The organism is Pseudomonas sp. GW822-FHT02G04 (assembly GCF_058802085.1).
The window spans coordinates 169,870-185,757 of record NZ_JBXANU010000008.1 but is presented as its reverse complement, the minus strand read 5'-3'; the positions used below and the strand labels follow the sequence as shown (position 1 = coordinate 185,757).

Below are 15,888 nucleotides of genomic sequence, written 5' to 3'. Positions count from 1 at the left end.
GCCACCATCAAGTACAGGCAAATGCCTGACTAAATGACGCTTGTACGTTGGTGGACACGCCGGGCTACTAAACCCGATCACTGCGAATCAGTGACACGAATCAAGTTACCGATGGGCTTCAAAGCGCACAAGCCGGCGGATTCTGGCGTACCTGTAGGCGGTGACGCAAGCCGTTGTAGGCCCGATGAAGTAACGCAGAGTGTCTTTAAACGTTGGCGTTTAAGTGGGGCCTGATGCCGATCAGTGGAGAGATGAAGCTGGAAACAAAGAACCTGTGGCGAGGGTAGGTTCCTGCGAGGTTTTCGGATGCCCGAATCGTTCTTGTTGCGTAGCAGCTGTCGAGCTTGCGAGGCTGCGTTCGGCTGCGTAGCAGTCGTAAAATCAGGCTCCGCGTTTTTTCAGGTAAAACGTATTCGCCGGACTGCGACCGCTGCGCGGCCGAACGCTGCCTCGCAGGCTCGGCAGCTGCTACGGGGATCGCGTTCGGCTGCGCAACAGCAGTCGTAAAATCAGGCTCCGCGTTTTTTCAGGTAGAACGTATTCGCCGGACTGCGACCGCTTCGCGGCCGAACGCAGCCTCGCGGGCTCGGCAGCTGCTACAGAGGATCGAGTCGCCTTACGTATCGTGATCGATATCCAGCTTGCTGAACGTCACCTGCCCGCCCTCGCTGGTGTACCCGGTGTTGTCCTGCACATAAGCCCCGGCCTTGAAGTACAGCGGCTTATCACGCCACATCGCGCTGATGTCGGTGTCCCACTGGTAGCCCGCCGCGCTGATGCCTAATGCACCGCCGGGGCTGAGGTGGATGAAGTAGGAGAATTCCTGATCGAGTTTCACGCCGGTGGCGATGGTGATGACCCGGGGGGTGTCGTCGTCGGGGTGCATGCGGACTTTGGCGACGATGTTGCCGGTCGCGCTGGAGGTTTTGTATTGATACTCGACTTTCACCATCGGTTTCTGGCTGTTGTAGGCATGGATCTGGCCAATAACGATCTTGCCCGAGCTGGGCACCTTATTGATCGCGAGGGTTGCACGCAGGGAGTTGTCCGCGTTGGGGTAATACCAGTTTTTCAGTGTGCCGTTGCTGTAGGTTTCGCGCAGTTCGGTGCGAGGGTAGACCGCGTTTTCAGTGCGGGTGCCGGTGACCGGGGTCCAGAAAAACAAGGTGCCGGTGTCGGAGTGGAAGTATTGATCCTTGAAGCCGTCCACCAGCTTTGTGGTTTCGACGGTATACGGCGGGCTGCCGACGGGAACGCTGAGGTTCCAGGTTGCGAGATCGATCATAATTCAAGCTTCCACATTTTTTTTACTGCACGTGCGTGCCAGAAGCTCTAGCCCGCGCCTTCGGGGGGGGTCTTTATAAGCGTAGAAGAGATCTTTGTTAATGCCCGTTTGGCAATTGGTTGACGTCAACAACCTGTCGAAATGCCATCTTTCCCGGTTTCCGGGGGCTGTAGGACTTACCGTTAGTCGGCTTCTAAAGCTTTGTCTAAATGCTGGCCCACTGACAGCTTCTGCTTTAAGGGATCCGGGTCTAGAGTGAAGTCGCAATAGGTGACCGGTTTTAACAAGAGGCCGGCCTGAGCTCCCGAAGAAGAGATGCAGCATGGAATGCGCACAACCTATGCCAGCTGAAGGCAACTCAATCCTTTTAATTGTCGATGATTACCCTGAAAACCTGATCAGCATGCGAGCGTTGTTACAGCGCCAGGATTGGCAGGTCATGACCGCGGCTTCCGGTTTTGAAGCCCTTGGCCTGTTACTCGAACACGATGTCGACCTGGTGCTGCTGGATGTGCATATGCCGGGCATGGACGGTTTTGAAGTGGCGCGCCTGATGCGTGGCAGCCAGCGAACCCGTCTCACACCAATCATTTTTCTTACCGCCAACGAACAATCCCAGGACGCCGTGATCAAGGGCTACGCCAGTGGTGCGGTGGATTACCTGTTCAAGCCGTTCGACCCGCAAATACTCAAACCCAAAGTCCAGGCGTTGCTGGAACACCAGCGTAATCGCCGTGCCTTGCAGCGGCTGAGTCATGATCTGGAAGTCGCCCGGGCCTTCAATGCCTCGGTGCTGGATAACGCCGCCGAAGGCATTCTGGTGGTGGGCGAGGACGGGTTGATTCGCTTTGCCAACCCGGCGATGTCGCGCCTGCTCAATGCCAAGGTGGACGACCTGCAAGGCAAAGAGTTTCTGGATTTCCTGCAAAAACCGCACATTCCGGTCTGGGCCGATTCCGAGCTGTTTGCCGGTTACAAACGCGGTGAGACCCTGCGCTTGCACGATGCGCTGCTGCGTACGGCGCCCGGCCAGCAAGTGCCGGTGGCGTTGTCTTGCGCGCCGTTACCCGCCGAGCAACATGCGATGGTGGTGACGGTGCTGGACATGTCGGTGGTGCGCCATCTGCATCAGCAGTTGGAGTTTCAGGCGGTGACCGACCCGCTGACCGGGCTGCTCAATCGCCGGGGGTTTTACCAGACCGTTGAAAACCTGCTGCTGCGTGGCGAACGTTCCGACAGCACTTGGGTGCTGTTGTACCTGGACCTCGACGGCTTCAAGCGGGTCAATGATTCCCTTGGCCACGATGCCGGCGACCGGGTGCTGCGTTGGGTGTCCGAGCAGTTGAAAGCGTGCTTGCGGCCCTTCGATATTCTGGCGCGGATGGGGGGCGATGAGTTCACTGCGTTGCTGGATCTTGAGCTCCCCGAGCAGGCGGCAAAGATTGCCGAGAAGCTCATCGAGCGGGTGTCGATCTGTCAGCAGATCGAAGGCATGGACATCGCCTTGGGCGCCAGCATCGGCATCGCCACTTATCCCGATTGCGGGTCTAATCTGGACGGGCTGATGCGCGCCTCCGACATTGCCATGTATGAAGCCAAGCGCGCCGGGCGTCAGCAGTATCGCTTCTACGATCACGAAATGAACGGCCGGGCACGCTCGCGGCTGATGCTTGAAGAAAGCGTGCGCACGGCCATCGAGAACCGCGATTTCAACCTGGTGTATCAGCCTCAGGTGGCGATTGCCGATGGGCAGATCCGCGGGTTCGAAGCGTTGTTGCGCTGGCAGCATCCGAGTGTCGGCGATGTGCCGCCGGGGCTGTTTTTGCCGTTGCTGGAAGAGGCGCGGTTGATCAGTCGCCTGGGCAGCTGGATTTACCATCGCGGGGCCAAACAGCGCAAAGCCTGGGAAACCTTGTTTGCCGAAGACCTGGTGCTGGGCGTCAGTTTGAGCAGCACGCAGTTCGGTTTGCCTAACCTGGTCACCGAGTTGCGTCAGGTACTGGAGCGTCATGGTTTAAAGCCGCGGCAACTGGAAGTCGAGATCACGGAAGAGGCCCTGATGCTTAACCCCGACGAAACCCGCAAACAACTGCGTTTGCTGCGAAATCTGGGGGTGCGGGTGGCGCTGGATGACTTCGGCTCCGGGGCTTGTTCGCTGGCGCATTTGCGCGACCTGGAACTGGACACGCTAAAGCTCGACCGGCATTTGATCGCCCGGTTGCCGGGGTCCGAACGGGATGCGGCGCTGGCACGCAGCGTCATCGATTTGTGCAACCGGTTAGGGCTGCTGGTGATCGCCGAAGGGGTTGAAACGGTGGCGCAATATGAGTGGCTGCAAGCCAACGGTTGCCAGTATGTGCAGGGTTTCCTGGTGGCGCGGCCGTTGATGGCCGAGGACACCGGTCACTTTGTCGAGCCGTTCGACTGGGGCGCGCTGACGAGTTGAATTCGCTACACTGGCGACCTTTTCGTGACGCGTGTTGCCGCTCCAATGACTGTGTTGAAATACCTCCAGGCTTATCCCGCCGCGTTGCAGGACCAGGTGCGTCAGCTGATCGCCGAAGGTCGGCTGGGCGATTACTTGAGCCAGCGCTATCCGGAAAAACACGGGGTGCAGAGTGACAAGGCGCTGTACGCCTATGCCCTGGACCTCAAGCAGGAATACCTGCGTAACGCCCCGGCCATCGACAAGGTGTTGTTCGACAACCGCCTGGACCTGACCCACCGCGCGCTCGGTCTGCATACCGCGATCTCCCGGGTGCAGGGTGGCAAGCTCAAGGCCAAGAAAGAAATTCGCATCGCCTCGCTGTTCAAGGACGCGGCGCCGCAGTTTTTGAAGATGATCGTGGTGCATGAGCTGGCGCACTTCAAAGAGTCGGATCACAACAAGGCGTTCTACAAGCTGTGCGAACACATGTTGCCGGGGTATCACCAGGTGGAGTTCGATTTGCGGGTGTACCTGACGTGGCGGGATATGCACTGACAGACCAAGATCTTCTACAAGGAGTGCATGGATGGACGTGAGCAAGACCAAGAGCAGCTTCTACCGCCGATTGTACGTGGCGTACCTGATCGACAGCGGGCTAGCCAGTAACGTCCCTGCATTGACCGAAGTAACCGGCATGCCCCGACGCACGGCCCAGGACACCATCGCGGCGTTGGCGGATCTGGATATCGTTTGTGAGTTCGAGCAGGAAGAAGGCGCGCGCAACCACGCGGGGCGCTATCGGATTCGCGAGTGGGGGGCGATTGATCGGGGGTGGATCGAGCGTAATCTGCGGCAGATCAAAGCGGTGCTCGAGTATCCCTGAACTCCCGACCCCGATCATTCCCACGCAGAGCGTGGGAATGATCATTGCGGGCGACGCATTCCGATATGCGGAATCTCATCCTCCAGGTATTCCTCACCCACCGCCACAAACCCGTACCGCCCGTAATACCCTTGCAAATGTGCCTGGGCCGAAAGGTAGATCGGCACTTCAGGCCAGTGCCTGGCGGCCTGTTTCAGCGCCTGACTCATCAATTCATGCCCAAGCCCGGTGCCGCGCGCAGCGGGTGCGATGATCACCCGGCCAATCACCACGTCGCCGCCCTGTAGCTGCGGGTCGAGCAATCGCAGGTAGGCCACCAGCTGATCCCCGTCCCAGCCCATCAAATGGCAAGTGTCACCTTCCAGGTCCTGGCCATCGATGTCTTGATAAACGCATTTCTGCTCGACGACAAACACTTCGGCGCGCAGCTGCAGAATGGCATACAGCTGCTCTTTACCCAGATCGCTGTGGTGTTTGCAGACCCAATCGATTGTCATCTTCACATTCCTTGAACAACGTTGCTCCGATACTAAGCGCCCTGAGGCGGGATGTCTTTATGGCAGAGGAATCTGTGATAAAGCCCAAAATGCCATCATTCATTTTCCCGAAATTGTCTTCTTTGTGTAATCTGCGATGAAGCGCTGTGCAATGGCCTCAATGAGCTAATGTTAGGACCTGGGTTCGCCGGTAAAAGGACCCTGGAGTTTTGGCTGAAAAACACGTCGGGCAGCTCGCCCGCTAAGGATTTCTGGCATGCCGCGGTTGCATCGAGCGTTTGCTTTGATCGGATTGCTGTTGCTGACACAGACCGCGGCCGCGGAAAAGCTGCGTCTGGTAGCCGATGCCTGGCCCCCCTTTACCGACGCCACGCTGGTCAATGGCGGGGTGGCCACGGACATCGTCAGCACCGCGCTGGCCCGAGCCGGTTACGCCAGTGATTTCGAACAGGTGCCGTGGGCGCGGGCCTTGTTTGGGGTGGGCGAGGGACGTTACGACGTGTTGGTCAACGCCTGGTACAACGACGAACGCACGAAGCTGGGGCAGTTTTCCGGCGAGTACCTGCTCAACCGCGTGCGCTTTCTCAAGCGCAAAGACACGCCAATCGAATACAACAACCTGCAACAACTGCACACCTACCCGATAGCGGTGGTACGCGGTTATGCCTATTCGCACGAATTTGATGACGATGTGTCGTTGCAGAAAGTCCCGGTGCATAGCTTCGCCATGGCCGTGCGCATGGTCGCGGCCGATCGGGTCAAGCTGACCCTGGAAGACGAGTTCGTCGCCCGGTATTACCTCGCTCGGGAGTCACCCAAAGTGCGCAATGCCGTGGAGTTCCTGCCCAAGCCGTTGAGCGAGAACAGCCTGCATATTCTGGTGAGCCTGAAGAACCCGGAGCATGAACAGATCGTCGCCGGTTTCGATCGCGAGATTGCGGCGATGAAGGCTGATGGGAGTTATGACAAGTTGCTCAGGCAGCATGGGATGTGATCTGGAAGGCCTGCACTGTCTGAGCTGACGCCTTCGCGGGCAAGCCCAGTCACTACACATCTCAGGCTTCGCTAGTGTCCTTGATCAAATGCGCCGCCAACGTCCGCAACGGCCCCAGTTGCCGGCAGATCAACGCCAGTTGCGTCTGCACCAGCCGCTGCCCCTCATCGATTTCATCCGGCATCTGCTCAAGCTCATTGGCCAGCGCTTCTTCCTCATCACTCTGAATCGCAATCGGCTGTTTGCTCGCCAGGCCCTGGGCGATTGCGTCGAGGCTGGTGGCCAGGCTCACGCCAGCACCGTTGATCAAGTGCTCGCGTACATCCGACGGTAGTTGGGTTTCACGGTGTGCCCCCAGCCCCGACAAATAGCTGAGCAAGGTGTGCGACAGCACCAGGAAACGGAACCCGACATCCGCTTCCTTACGGAAGTGCCCCGGCTCCATCAGCATGTTGGCCAGCGTCGTCGACAATGCCGCGTCGGCGTTGTGCGCGTTACGTCGGGCCAGGCGATAAGCCAGGTCATCGCTTTTACCGGCGGCGTATTGCTGCATGATCTGGCGCAGGTAAATGCTGTTGCAGGTCAGGGTATTGGCCAGCACTTTGTTCAGGCGTCGACCCTGCCAGTCCGGCAGGAACAGGAACACCGCCAGCCCGGCGATCAGGCTGCCGAGCAAGGTATCGAGCAGTCGTGGCAGGAACAGCCCGTAACCATCCCCGACCTGGTTGAAGCAGAACAGCACCATCAAGGTGATCGCCGCGGTCGCCAGGGTGTAGCGGGTCGTGCGGTTGGTAAAGAACACCACCCCGGCCACGATCGCGAAGCACGACTGCACCAACGGGCTCGGAAACAGATCGAACAACGCCCAGGCCGCGGTCAGGCCGATGGCGGTGCCGATGATCCGCTGGCCAAGTTTGCGGCGGGTGGCGCCGTAGTTCGGCTGACAGACAAACAGCGTGGTGAGGATGATCCAGTAACCTTGCGAGGGGTGGATCAAATGCACCATCGCGTAGCCGATGCTTAATGCCAGGGGCAGGCGCAGGGCGTGGCGAAACAGCAAGGACGTCGGCGTCAGCTGTGTGCGCAAGCGAGTCCACACATCCTTGAGGCTGCGTGGCGAACGGTCGAGCAGGCTGCTGTCGGTGGCGTCTGCGAGCGCATCGGGGTTGCTGGCATCGCTGAGCAAACGATCGAGGGTGCCGAGGTTGGCAGCCAATGCCCGCAACGAACGCAACAGACCACGCCAGGCCGGATTGCTCTGGATGCGCAGGTGTTCGAGGGAGGCGTGCAGGTCGCTCAGGGCTTCGGCGAAGCTGGCGTCATAGATGAACGGCTGGCGCATCTGGATCGATTCGGCCAGCGCGCGGCACACCTTGCCTTGCTGGCGCAGCAGGCGCTGACAGCGGAATAGCACGTCGCTGTGGAAGAACGCCTCGGCCAGCGCGTTGTAGGGGTAGTGCGAGGAGCTGGCGCGCTCGTGGATGTCCTGGGCGAGGAAGTACAGCTTCAGGTAACGGCTGAGTTTCGCGCCCGGTCGGCCATCGCCAACCCGGTGCAGAATGATTTCCTTGGCGGCGTTCAGGGCTGCCACCACCCGACCGTTCTGCTGGGCCAGTTCCAGGCGGCGCGCTTCCACATCCATCTGCCGGATCGGTTCGAACAACGACGATTTCAGCTTCAGGTAATAACCCAGTTCACGGAACAACCGCGCCAGGCTCTGTTGCACCGGCTGGTTGGAAAACAGCGCCTGCCACAATACCGAGAGCAAGCCATACCACGCCGCACCGGCCACCAGCAGCACCGGCTCGTGCCAGAAATCGGTGACCGCGCCGCCGCGCTGGTCCACGCCGATCATGGTGTAGACCGACAGAATCAGCGTCGCTGAAGCAATCGCGCCATAACGTTCGCCCAGCGCGCCGAGCATGGTCAGACAAAAGCTGGCCAGGGCAAAGGCGATGATAAAGAGAACGGGGTAGGGGAAAAGCAGTTCGACGGACAGGGCGGCGACCATAAAACACACCAGCGTCACGGCCAGCGCGTTGAGGCGGCCCTGCCAACTGTCGTCGGTTTCGGCCAGGGCGCTGGCGATGATCCCCAGGAACAACGGGATCAGCAGCCCCATTTCATCCTGATACCAACACAGCGCCATAGTGCCGGTAAGGGCGATGAACACCCGAACGCTGTAACTGAATTTATCCAGCGCCCAGAGGCGACGCAGAGACTGCCGAAATGTGGTCGATGACATGAAGTGCGAAGGCCTTCCGAGGCGATGACGCTAAATTGAGCCACTAATGACGCCGACGCAATGGCGCCGATCACATCAGACAGCAAAATCTGTTCCTTCCTAGGCGAAACACGCTCCCCTGCAGGGGTAATGCTGTTCACTTAAACGCACTCTTCAATCATGGCTACCTTTGTGGCGAGCGAGCTTGCTCGCGCTGGGCTGCGTAGCGGCCCCAAAAATCTGACAACTATTGCCGATTTTTGTGAGTGCTACGCACTCAAGCGGGAGCAAGCTCCCTCGCCACAGGTTTCTCTGATTCAAGACGCTCTTAAGTGAACAACATTACCCTACAGGGGGAGCGGTGTAGTCAGACGTACTGCGCCGCCGCGTAGCCGGAGGCCCAGGCCCATTGGAAGTTGAAACCGCCCAGATGCCCGGTGACGTCGAGCACTTCACCGACGAAATACAGGCCAGGGCTTTTCAGTGATTCCATGGTTTTGGATGACACCTCGCGCGTGTCGACGCCACCCAGGGTCACTTCGGCCGTGCGGTAGCCTTCGGTGCCGGCCGGGACGACTTTCCAGCTCGCCAGTTTTTCGGCGATGTCTGCAATTTCCGCGTGGGTGTATTGCTTCATCGGTTTGGAGGCGAACCAGTTGTCTGCCAGCAGGTTGGCCATCTTCTTGGTGAAGATCTCGCCGAGCAGGGTTTTCAACTCGCTGTTCGGGCGCTCGACTTGCTGCTGTTGCAGCCAACTCGGTACGTCGTGATCCGGCATCAGGTTGATCTCTACTGTGTCGCCGGATTCCCAGAACGAAGAAATCTGCAAGATCGCCGGGCCGCTGAGACCGCGGTGGGTGAACAGGATGTTCTCGCGGAAACTCTGGTCGTTGCAGCTCACCAGGCAATCCACCGACGTACCGGACAGCTCGGTGCAAAGCTCCTTGAGCTGATCGGTGATGGTGAATGGCACGAGGCCGGCGCGGGTTGGCAGCAAGTCGTGGCCGAACTGCTTGGCCACCTGATAGCCGAAACCGGTGGCGCCGAGGGTCGGAATCGACAGGCCGCCGGTGGCGATCACCAGGGATTGGCAGGTGATCTGGTCCAGCGTGGTATCCAGCAGATAACCGCTTTCGAGCTTCTCGATGGTCTGGATCGAGGTGTCCAGGTGCAGGCTGACGCCGACCTGATTGCACTCCTCGAGCAGCATGTCGAGGATGTCGCTGGATTTGTTATCGCAGAACAACTGGCCGAGTTTTTTCTCGTGGTACGGCACGCCGTGTTTGGCCACCAGACCGATGAAGTCCCATTGGGTGTAACGCGCCAACGCGGATTTGCAGAAATGCGCGTTCTGCGAGAGGAAATTGCTCGGTTCGGTGTACATGTTGGTGAAATTGCAGCGGCCACCGCCTGACATGAGGATTTTCTTGCCGGCCTTGTTCGCGTGGTCAAGCAACATCACCTTGCGCCCGCGCCCGGCGGCGGTCAGCGCACACATCAACCCTGCGGCGCCAGCGCCAATGATCACGACTTCGGTAGAGCGCAAAACGGTGTCCTCACACATTGATCGTTCCCACGCTCTGCGTGGGAATGCCGCCATGGACGCTCTGCGTCCGCCGTTAAGTGACGCGGAGCGTCACGGGATGCATTCCCACGCAGAGCGTGGGAACGATCAGCAACAGGGAAATACAGTGTTCTTACAGGATGCGCACGCGCAGCGAACGGCCTTTGATTTTACCGTCGTTCAGGCGCTGCAAGGCTTGCTTGGCGATCCCGCGTTCCACGGCCACATACGCCTGGAAGTCGAAAATCGCGATCTTGCCGACCTGGGCGCCGGGAATGCCCGCCTCACCGGTCAGTGCGCCGAGAATGTCACCCGGACGGACTTTGTCTTTACGGCCCGCACCAATGCACAGCGTGCTCATCACCGGCAGCAGCGGACCGCCGCCCTGGGACGTGAGGTTATCCACCTGATCCCAATTCAACGGCGACTTCTGCAGTTGCTCGATGGCTTGGGCGCGGTGGGCTTCGGACGGTGCAACCAGACTGATCGCAATGCCTTTCTCGCCGGCACGACCGGTACGGCCGACACGGTGAATGTGGATTTCCGAGTCACGGGCCAGTTCGACGTTGATCACCATGTCCAGCGCATCGATGTCCAGGCCGCGTGCGGCGACGTCGGTGGCGACCAGTACCGACGTACTGCGGTTGGCGAACATCGCCAACACCTGGTCGCGGTCACGCTGTTCCAGATCGCCGTGCAGGCCGACGGCGGAGATGCCTTTGGACGTCAGGTGATCGACGGTTTCCTGAACCTGCTGCTTGGTGAAGCAGAACGCCACGCAGGACGCCGGACGGAAGTGGCCGAGCACCTTGGTCACAGCGCTCATGCGCTCTTCCGGGGAAATCTCGTAGAAACGCTGCTCGATCTGCGTGTCGTCGTGGAACGCCTCGGCCTTCACTTGCTGCGGATTACGCATGAACTTCGACGCCAGCTGCTTGATGCCCACCGGATAGGTGGCGGAGAACAGCAGGGTCTGGCGACGTTCCGGGCACTGGGCGATGATTTCTTCGATGGAATCGTAGAAACCCATGTCGAGCATGCGGTCGGCTTCGTCGAGGATCAGCGTGTTCAGGCCGTGAAGCACCAGCGAACCCTTGCGCAGGTGTTGCTGGATGCGCCCCGGAGTGCCGACGATGATGTGCGCGCCGTGCTCCAGCGAGCCGATCTGCGGGCCGAAAGACACACCGCCGCACAGGGTCAGGACCTTGATGTTGTCTTCGGAACGGGCCAGGCGACGGATTTCCTTGGCGACCTGGTCGGCCAGCTCACGGGTCGGGCAGATGACCAGTGCCTGGCAACCGAAGAAGCGCGGATTGATCGGGTTCAACAGGCCGATACCGAAGGCTGCGGTCTTGCCGCTGCCGGTCTTGGCCTGGGCGATCAGGTCCATCCCCTTGAGGATCACCGGCAAGCTTTGCGCCTGGATCGGCGTCATCTGGGCATAACCGAGGGAGTCGAGGTTAGCCAGCATGGCGGCGGACAGCGGCAAAGTATTAAAAGCGGTGGCGATGGTGGTCACGGGACTGGCCTGCAAAACAAAATGTCGCGCAGTGTATCAGTCCCATGGCCATTCGCCCTAAGGCTCTATGTGTTGTTCCGGACGTTTGACGCGCCGTCCGTCTTCTCTCGACAACTGCGAGAAGATGGTTGCAGCCAGCATCGCCATGATTCCGACCGTCACAAACGTCAGCTGGAACGCGCCCAGAACCGTGTCCACGCCCTCATTGCCGATCTCCGCCGTGAAGCCGCCGAGCAGGGCACCAGCGCAGGCCACGCCGAGGCTCAGGGACAATTGCGCGACCACCGACAGCAAACTGTTGCCGCTGCTGGCGCTGGCGTCGTCGAGGTCGATCAGAGTGACGGTGTTCATCGCGGTGAACTGCAAAGAGTTGATCGCCCCCAGAATCGCCAACTGGGCCAGCAACAGCCAGTACGGTGTCTGCTCGCTGACCAGGCCCATGCTCGCCAGCATGATCCCCAGCGCCAGTGTGTTGCCGGTCAGCACGATGCGGTAGCCAAAACGTTCGATCAACGGCCGCGCCACCGATTTGGCGACCATCGCGGCCGCGGCCAGGGGCAGCATGCTCATCCCGGCCTGTGACGGCGAATAGCCCAGCGCCACTTGCAACAGCAACGGCACCAGGAACGGCAATGCGCCGCTGCCCAAGCGGGCGAACAGGTTGCCGAGGATGCCCACGGCGAAGGTCCGGGTCTTGAACAGCGATGGCGCAAACAGTGGATTGTCGGTGTGCCCGGCTCGCAGCCAATAGGCCGCCAGACAGGCCATGCCGGCAAACAACAGCAACATCACCCGCAAGTGCGGCAGATGCAGTTCGCCGAGGCCTTCCATGGCGATGGTGATCAGCACCATCGCCGCGCCGAACAGCAAAAAGCCCAGGCTATCGAAGCGGGTGCGTTCACTGCCGCGCAGGTCGGGAATGAATTTCCACACGGCGTAGCAGCCGACGGCACCCACCGGCAGGTTGATCAGGAAGATCCAGTGCCAGGTCAGGTATTGCACCATCCAGCCGCCCATGGTCGGGCCGATCAGCGGGCCGAGCAGGCCGGGAATGGTGATGAACCCCATGATCCGCACCAGATCCGAGCGCGGATACGCGCGCAGCACCACCAATCGTCCGACCGGCAACATCAAGGCGCCGCCCAGGCCCTGGATCACCCTGGCGCCGATCAGCATGCTCAGAGTGCTCGACAAGGCGCAGAGCAATGAGCCGATGCTGAACAACAGGATCGCGCCGAAGAAGATCTTCTTGGTGCCGAAACGGTCGGCGATCCAGCCGGAGGCGGGGATCAGCAAGGCGACGGTGAGCATGTAGGCGATGATCACACCCTGCATGCGCAGCGGGTCTTCGGCCAGGTCCCGGGCCATGGCGGGGAGGGCGGTGTTGAGGATTGTCCCGTCGAGGGACTGCATGAAGAAGGCAATGGCGACGACCCACGGCAACCAGCGGGCGGTGACAGCGTCGAGAGGTGGGCGGTTGGGCATGGGGCCTCTTGTTGATTAATGCAGATTCGTGGCTGGCGCTGAACCCTGTGGCGAGGGAGCTTGCTCCCGCTCGGCTGCGTAGCAGTCGTAAAGCCGGGCTATACGGTCTGTCTGCTGAACCGCGTTGGCAGGTTTGGGGCCGCTTCGCAGCCCAGCGGGAGCAAGCTCCCTCGCCACAGGTTTTTGTGTTTACAGGGTCAAGGTCAATCGGCTGACGAGCGCTCCTGGCAGCAATGCCGAAGACGTGTTCCGCTGACTGTAGGTGCTGGCCGACAACATCAGCTCGCGCTCCTCGGTCAACGCTTCCAGCTGCGAACCGAGCAGGCTGTAGGCGCTGTCATCAAACCGCATGGTGCTGACCGGTGCCTGAATCTCGCCGTTTTCGACCCAGAAGGTCGCGAACCGTGTCATGCCGGTCAGGCGTGCTGCCGGTTGGTCCGAGTAGTTCAGGTACCACAGGTTGCTGATGTACAGACCGGTGCCCAGTTGCTTGAGAATCTCGGCGTCAGGCAAAGCGCCGGCCGCCATGTTCAATGCACTTGGCGCTTCACCGCCGCCGGCACCGTTGGCGGTCAGGCCGTATTCGGCGGCGCTGCGTGAACCGACCAGTTGTTCGTCAGCCTTGCCATCAACAATCAGCCGCAGATCGCTGCGCGGATAACCTTCACCCGAAAATGCCGGGCTCAGGGAGCCGCTGACTTTTTCATCCAGAGACACCAACGGGCTGAATGAACTGTCGCCACCGTAGAGTTTCTGCAGCGGACTGCTCTTGCTGGCAATCGACTGCGCCGAGAACCCGCCCCAGCTGAGCATGCCCATGATTTCTTCCAGGGCCGCCGGCGCGAGGTACGCGCGGTACTGACCCGGCGCCAGCGTGCGCAATGGCCGACCGAGAAACGCCAACTGCTCGCGGGCCTGCTGGAAACGCCTGGCAAAGCCTTCGCTGTTCCAGTCGTGCCCGGCATAGCTGGCTTTCACCGCCTGACCGTTTTCATGGAACAGGCTGAAATCGAAGTTGAAGCTGTTGGCCTGATGCCAGCCGAACGCGCCCGAAGAACTGGCGAAACCGCGACTGATCGGCCCGGCGGCATAGAAACCGACCAGATCCAGCCCCTCGCCGGCCTGAGTGATTTCAGCGACCACCTGCTCGGTGTCCGGCAGCGGATGATCCTGCACGTTGTTGCTCTGCCAGTCGTCATGGTTGAGCAGCAGGTACGGGTCCTGAGGCAGCAACGGCAGGGTCTCGCGCAACTGCTGCAGCCCCTCGGCCAGACGCTGAAGATCGACTTCTGTATCGCCCGACAAGGTGATGTCGAGGTCGGCGTGGCGCCCATCGTTGATCAGTTTGAAGCCGATGCTTGCCTGCTGCACCTGCCCGGCCTGACGCACCTTGGCGTGGTTGAAGCGCACGAAGGCCGACGATTCGGCGGCGTAGCTGAGGGTGAACTGCTCAGGCGTGCGCAACGCATCGCGGAGCCAGTTGACCAAGGCCTTGAACGAGTCGGCCTGGTTTTTTGACGTACTCATCAGGCATCTCCCCCAAACACATCAACATTGCTGAATACACAGGCCGGCGACGCATGACCGACACGGATCACTTGGTTCGGTTCGCCCTTACCGCAGTTCGGCGTGCCCAGCACCTTGAAGGTGCTGACGTCACCGACGGCGCGCAGGCTCTTCCAGAATTGTGCGGAAATCGCCCGGTAATTCGGGTTCTTCACCACGCCCTTGAGTTCGCCGTTTTCGATCAGCTGGCCCCATTCGCAACCGAACTGGAATTTGTTGCGCGCATCGTCGATGGACCACGAACGGTTGGTGCTCATCAAAATGCCGTGTTCGATGTTGCCGATCAGTTGCTCAAGCGATTGATCGCCAGGCTCGATGTTGAGGTTGGCCATGCGGTCGATCGGCGGGCGGTTCCAGCCGCAGGCGCGGCTGTTGGCCACGCCGTCGAGGCTGGCCCGGAACTGCGAGAGCGCGCCGCCCAATGGTCGCAGCAGCAAACCTTCCTTGATCAGAAATTGCTTGCTGGCGGCGGTGCCTTCGTCGTCATGGCCGTAGCTGGCGAGCTGTTCGGGGATGTCCGGGTCGAATGTCACGTTGAGCAGTTCGGAGCCGTATTGCAGGCGGCCGAAGTCTTCTGCCTTGACGAAACTGGTGCCGGCGTAATTGCGCTCGTCGCCGAGGATGCGGTCCAGTTCCAGCGGGTGACCGATGGACTCGTGGATCTGCAGCATCATCTGGTCGGGCATCAGCAACAGGTCGCGCGGGCCTTGCGGGGTGTTCGGTGCCAGCAGCAATTGCAACGCCTGGTCGGCGACTTTCGGGCCGGAGCCGATCAGGCCGCAACGGCTGATCACATCAAAGCCGCCCTGCTGACCGAAATTCTCGCGGCCGAGGGTGCGGGTCTGACTGTCGCTGCCATCGTAGGCGGTGACGTCCATGCTCGGGTAGACGAAGCGCTGGGCCTGGCGCAGTTCAGCACCGGCGCTGTTGAGGTAGATCTGCTCGACGTTGGTGATACCGATGCTCGCCTGCCAGTTCACCAGGCGTTCGTCCTTGGGCACGGCGGCGGATTCGGCGCCGAGCAGTTGGTAGCAATCGCTGAGAGACGGGAAGGGCTGGTCGAGGCTCGGTGAGAAATAGTCGGCGCGGTCGCTGGAAACCGCTTGCTCACGCAAGTCGAGGAGCGCGTGGGGCTTGAGTCGACGGGCTTGCTGCTCGGCTTTCTCCAGCGCGGCTTGCAGCCCGGACTGGGACAGGTCGTTGGTCGCGGCATAGGCTTCGACGCCGTTGACCCGAACGGTCAGCATCGCACCTTCGTCCCGGCTCAGGCTCGGCGGTTCGGCGACGTTCTTGCGCACCGACAGGTACTGGCCGGATTCGCGTACATAACGCAGCGAAAAGAATTCAGCGCCCGTGCGCAACGCAGCAAAGCGCTGCTTGAGCTGGGGGTGGAAATCGAACATTCGGGAACCTCCTTGGTATGGAGCGGCGGCGAATCGGTGT

Annotated in this window: 12 protein-coding genes; 4 read left to right on the top strand and 8 right to left on the bottom strand. The window is 60.4% G+C overall.

What is annotated here, in order from left to right; genetic code table 11:
* Positions 1 to 616 precede the first annotated feature (616 nt).
* Positions 617 to 1,285: a polysaccharide lyase family 7 protein gene (locus tag AC1RO5_RS13575; protein ID WP_493175449.1), complete on the bottom strand. Its 669-nt coding sequence runs from the start codon at positions 1,283 to 1,285 to the stop codon at positions 617 to 619.
* Positions 1,286 to 1,607: 322 nt separating this feature from the next.
* Here AC1RO5_RS13575 and AC1RO5_RS13570 point away from each other — a divergent pair, with 322 nt between their 5' ends.
* The 3 genes from AC1RO5_RS13570 to AC1RO5_RS13560 are packed head-to-tail and all read left to right on the top strand — an operon-like array spanning position 1,608 to position 4,596.
* Complete coding sequence (locus AC1RO5_RS13570; RefSeq protein WP_493175447.1) at positions 1,608 to 3,731, top strand: putative bifunctional diguanylate cyclase/phosphodiesterase; 2,124 nt, start codon at positions 1,608 to 1,610, stop codon at positions 3,729 to 3,731.
* A gap of 45 nt (positions 3,732 to 3,776) precedes the next feature.
* Positions 3,777 to 4,268: a M48 metallopeptidase family protein gene (locus AC1RO5_RS13565; protein WP_007937938.1), complete on the top strand. Its 492-nt coding sequence runs from the start codon at positions 3,777 to 3,779 to the stop codon at positions 4,266 to 4,268.
* A 31-nt stretch (positions 4,269 to 4,299) separates the two neighbouring features.
* Positions 4,300 to 4,596: a winged helix-turn-helix domain-containing protein gene (locus tag AC1RO5_RS13560; RefSeq protein ID WP_007937940.1), complete on the top strand. Its 297-nt coding sequence runs from the start codon at positions 4,300 to 4,302 to the stop codon at positions 4,594 to 4,596.
* Positions 4,597 to 4,637: 41 nt separating this feature from the next.
* Here AC1RO5_RS13560 and AC1RO5_RS13555 read toward each other — a convergent pair whose 3' ends face one another.
* Positions 4,638 to 5,093, bottom strand: a complete 456-nt coding sequence (locus AC1RO5_RS13555; protein WP_493175445.1) for a GNAT family N-acetyltransferase — start codon at positions 5,091 to 5,093, stop codon at positions 4,638 to 4,640.
* A gap of 256 nt (positions 5,094 to 5,349) precedes the next feature.
* Here AC1RO5_RS13555 and AC1RO5_RS13550 point away from each other — a divergent pair, with 256 nt between their 5' ends.
* Positions 5,350 to 6,087 (top strand): substrate-binding periplasmic protein, encoded by a 738-nt coding sequence (locus tag AC1RO5_RS13550; protein WP_493175443.1) that lies wholly within the window; start codon positions 5,350 to 5,352, stop codon positions 6,085 to 6,087.
* Positions 6,088 to 6,148: 61 nt separating this feature from the next.
* On the opposite strand, the gene yccS is transcribed toward AC1RO5_RS13550, so the two are convergent.
* From yccS to AC1RO5_RS13520, 6 genes are all read right to left on the bottom strand, one after another.
* Complete coding sequence (gene yccS / locus AC1RO5_RS13545) at positions 6,149 to 8,332, bottom strand: YccS family putative transporter (RefSeq protein WP_493175442.1); 2,184 nt, start codon at positions 8,330 to 8,332, stop codon at positions 6,149 to 6,151.
* A 346-nt stretch (positions 8,333 to 8,678) separates the two neighbouring features.
* Positions 8,679 to 9,857, bottom strand: coding sequence for a BaiN/RdsA family NAD(P)/FAD-dependent oxidoreductase (locus AC1RO5_RS13540; protein ID WP_493175499.1), 1,179 nt, complete (start codon positions 9,855 to 9,857; stop codon positions 8,679 to 8,681).
* Between the two features lie 151 nt (positions 9,858 to 10,008).
* The gene (dbpA, locus tag AC1RO5_RS13535) at positions 10,009 to 11,346 is read right to left on the bottom strand and encodes an ATP-dependent RNA helicase DbpA (protein WP_493175497.1); all 1,338 of its coding nucleotides are present in this window, start codon (positions 11,344 to 11,346) and stop codon (positions 10,009 to 10,011) included.
* A gap of 105 nt (positions 11,347 to 11,451) precedes the next feature.
* A complete protein-coding gene (gene mdtD, locus AC1RO5_RS13530; protein ID WP_493175440.1) occupies positions 11,452 to 12,879 on the bottom strand; it encodes a multidrug transporter subunit MdtD in 1,428 nt (475 codons plus the stop codon).
* Positions 12,880 to 13,068: 189 nt separating this feature from the next.
* Entirely contained in the window at positions 13,069 to 14,406 is a 1,338-nt protein-coding gene (locus AC1RO5_RS13525) for a TldD/PmbA family protein (protein ID WP_493175438.1), read from the bottom strand.
* Positions 14,406 to 15,848 (bottom strand): TldD/PmbA family protein, encoded by a 1,443-nt coding sequence (locus AC1RO5_RS13520; protein ID WP_493175436.1) that lies wholly within the window; start codon positions 15,846 to 15,848, stop codon positions 14,406 to 14,408. The genes AC1RO5_RS13525 and AC1RO5_RS13520 overlap by 1 nt, the downstream gene beginning before the upstream one ends.
* Positions 15,849 to 15,888 lie beyond the last annotated feature (40 nt).

Bases quoted from the DNA above. Each gene is read 5' to 3' on its own strand.
- AC1RO5_RS13575 (WP_493175449.1), bottom strand. From the start codon at position 1,285: ATGATCGATCTCGCAACCTGGAACCTCAGCGTTCCCGTCGGCAGCCCG.
- AC1RO5_RS13570 (WP_493175447.1), top strand. From the start codon at position 1,608: ATGGAATGCGCACAACCTATGCCAGCTGAAGGCAACTCAATCCTTTTA.
- AC1RO5_RS13565 (WP_007937938.1), top strand. From the start codon at position 3,777: ATGACTGTGTTGAAATACCTCCAGGCTTATCCCGCCGCGTTGCAGGAC.
- AC1RO5_RS13560 (WP_007937940.1), top strand. From the start codon at position 4,300: ATGGACGTGAGCAAGACCAAGAGCAGCTTCTACCGCCGATTGTACGTG.
- AC1RO5_RS13555 (WP_493175445.1), bottom strand. From the start codon at position 5,093: ATGACAATCGATTGGGTCTGCAAACACCACAGCGATCTGGGTAAAGAG.
- AC1RO5_RS13550 (WP_493175443.1), top strand. From the start codon at position 5,350: ATGCCGCGGTTGCATCGAGCGTTTGCTTTGATCGGATTGCTGTTGCTG.
- yccS (WP_493175442.1), bottom strand. From the start codon at position 8,332: ATGTCATCGACCACATTTCGGCAGTCTCTGCGTCGCCTCTGGGCGCTG.
- dbpA (WP_493175497.1), bottom strand. From the start codon at position 11,346: ATGCTGGCTAACCTCGACTCCCTCGGTTATGCCCAGATGACGCCGATC.
- mdtD (WP_493175440.1), bottom strand. From the start codon at position 12,879: ATGCCCAACCGCCCACCTCTCGACGCTGTCACCGCCCGCTGGTTGCCG.
- AC1RO5_RS13525 (WP_493175438.1), bottom strand. From the start codon at position 14,406: ATGAGTACGTCAAAAAACCAGGCCGACTCGTTCAAGGCCTTGGTCAAC.
- AC1RO5_RS13520 (WP_493175436.1), bottom strand. From the start codon at position 15,848: ATGTTCGATTTCCACCCCCAGCTCAAGCAGCGCTTTGCTGCGTTGCGC.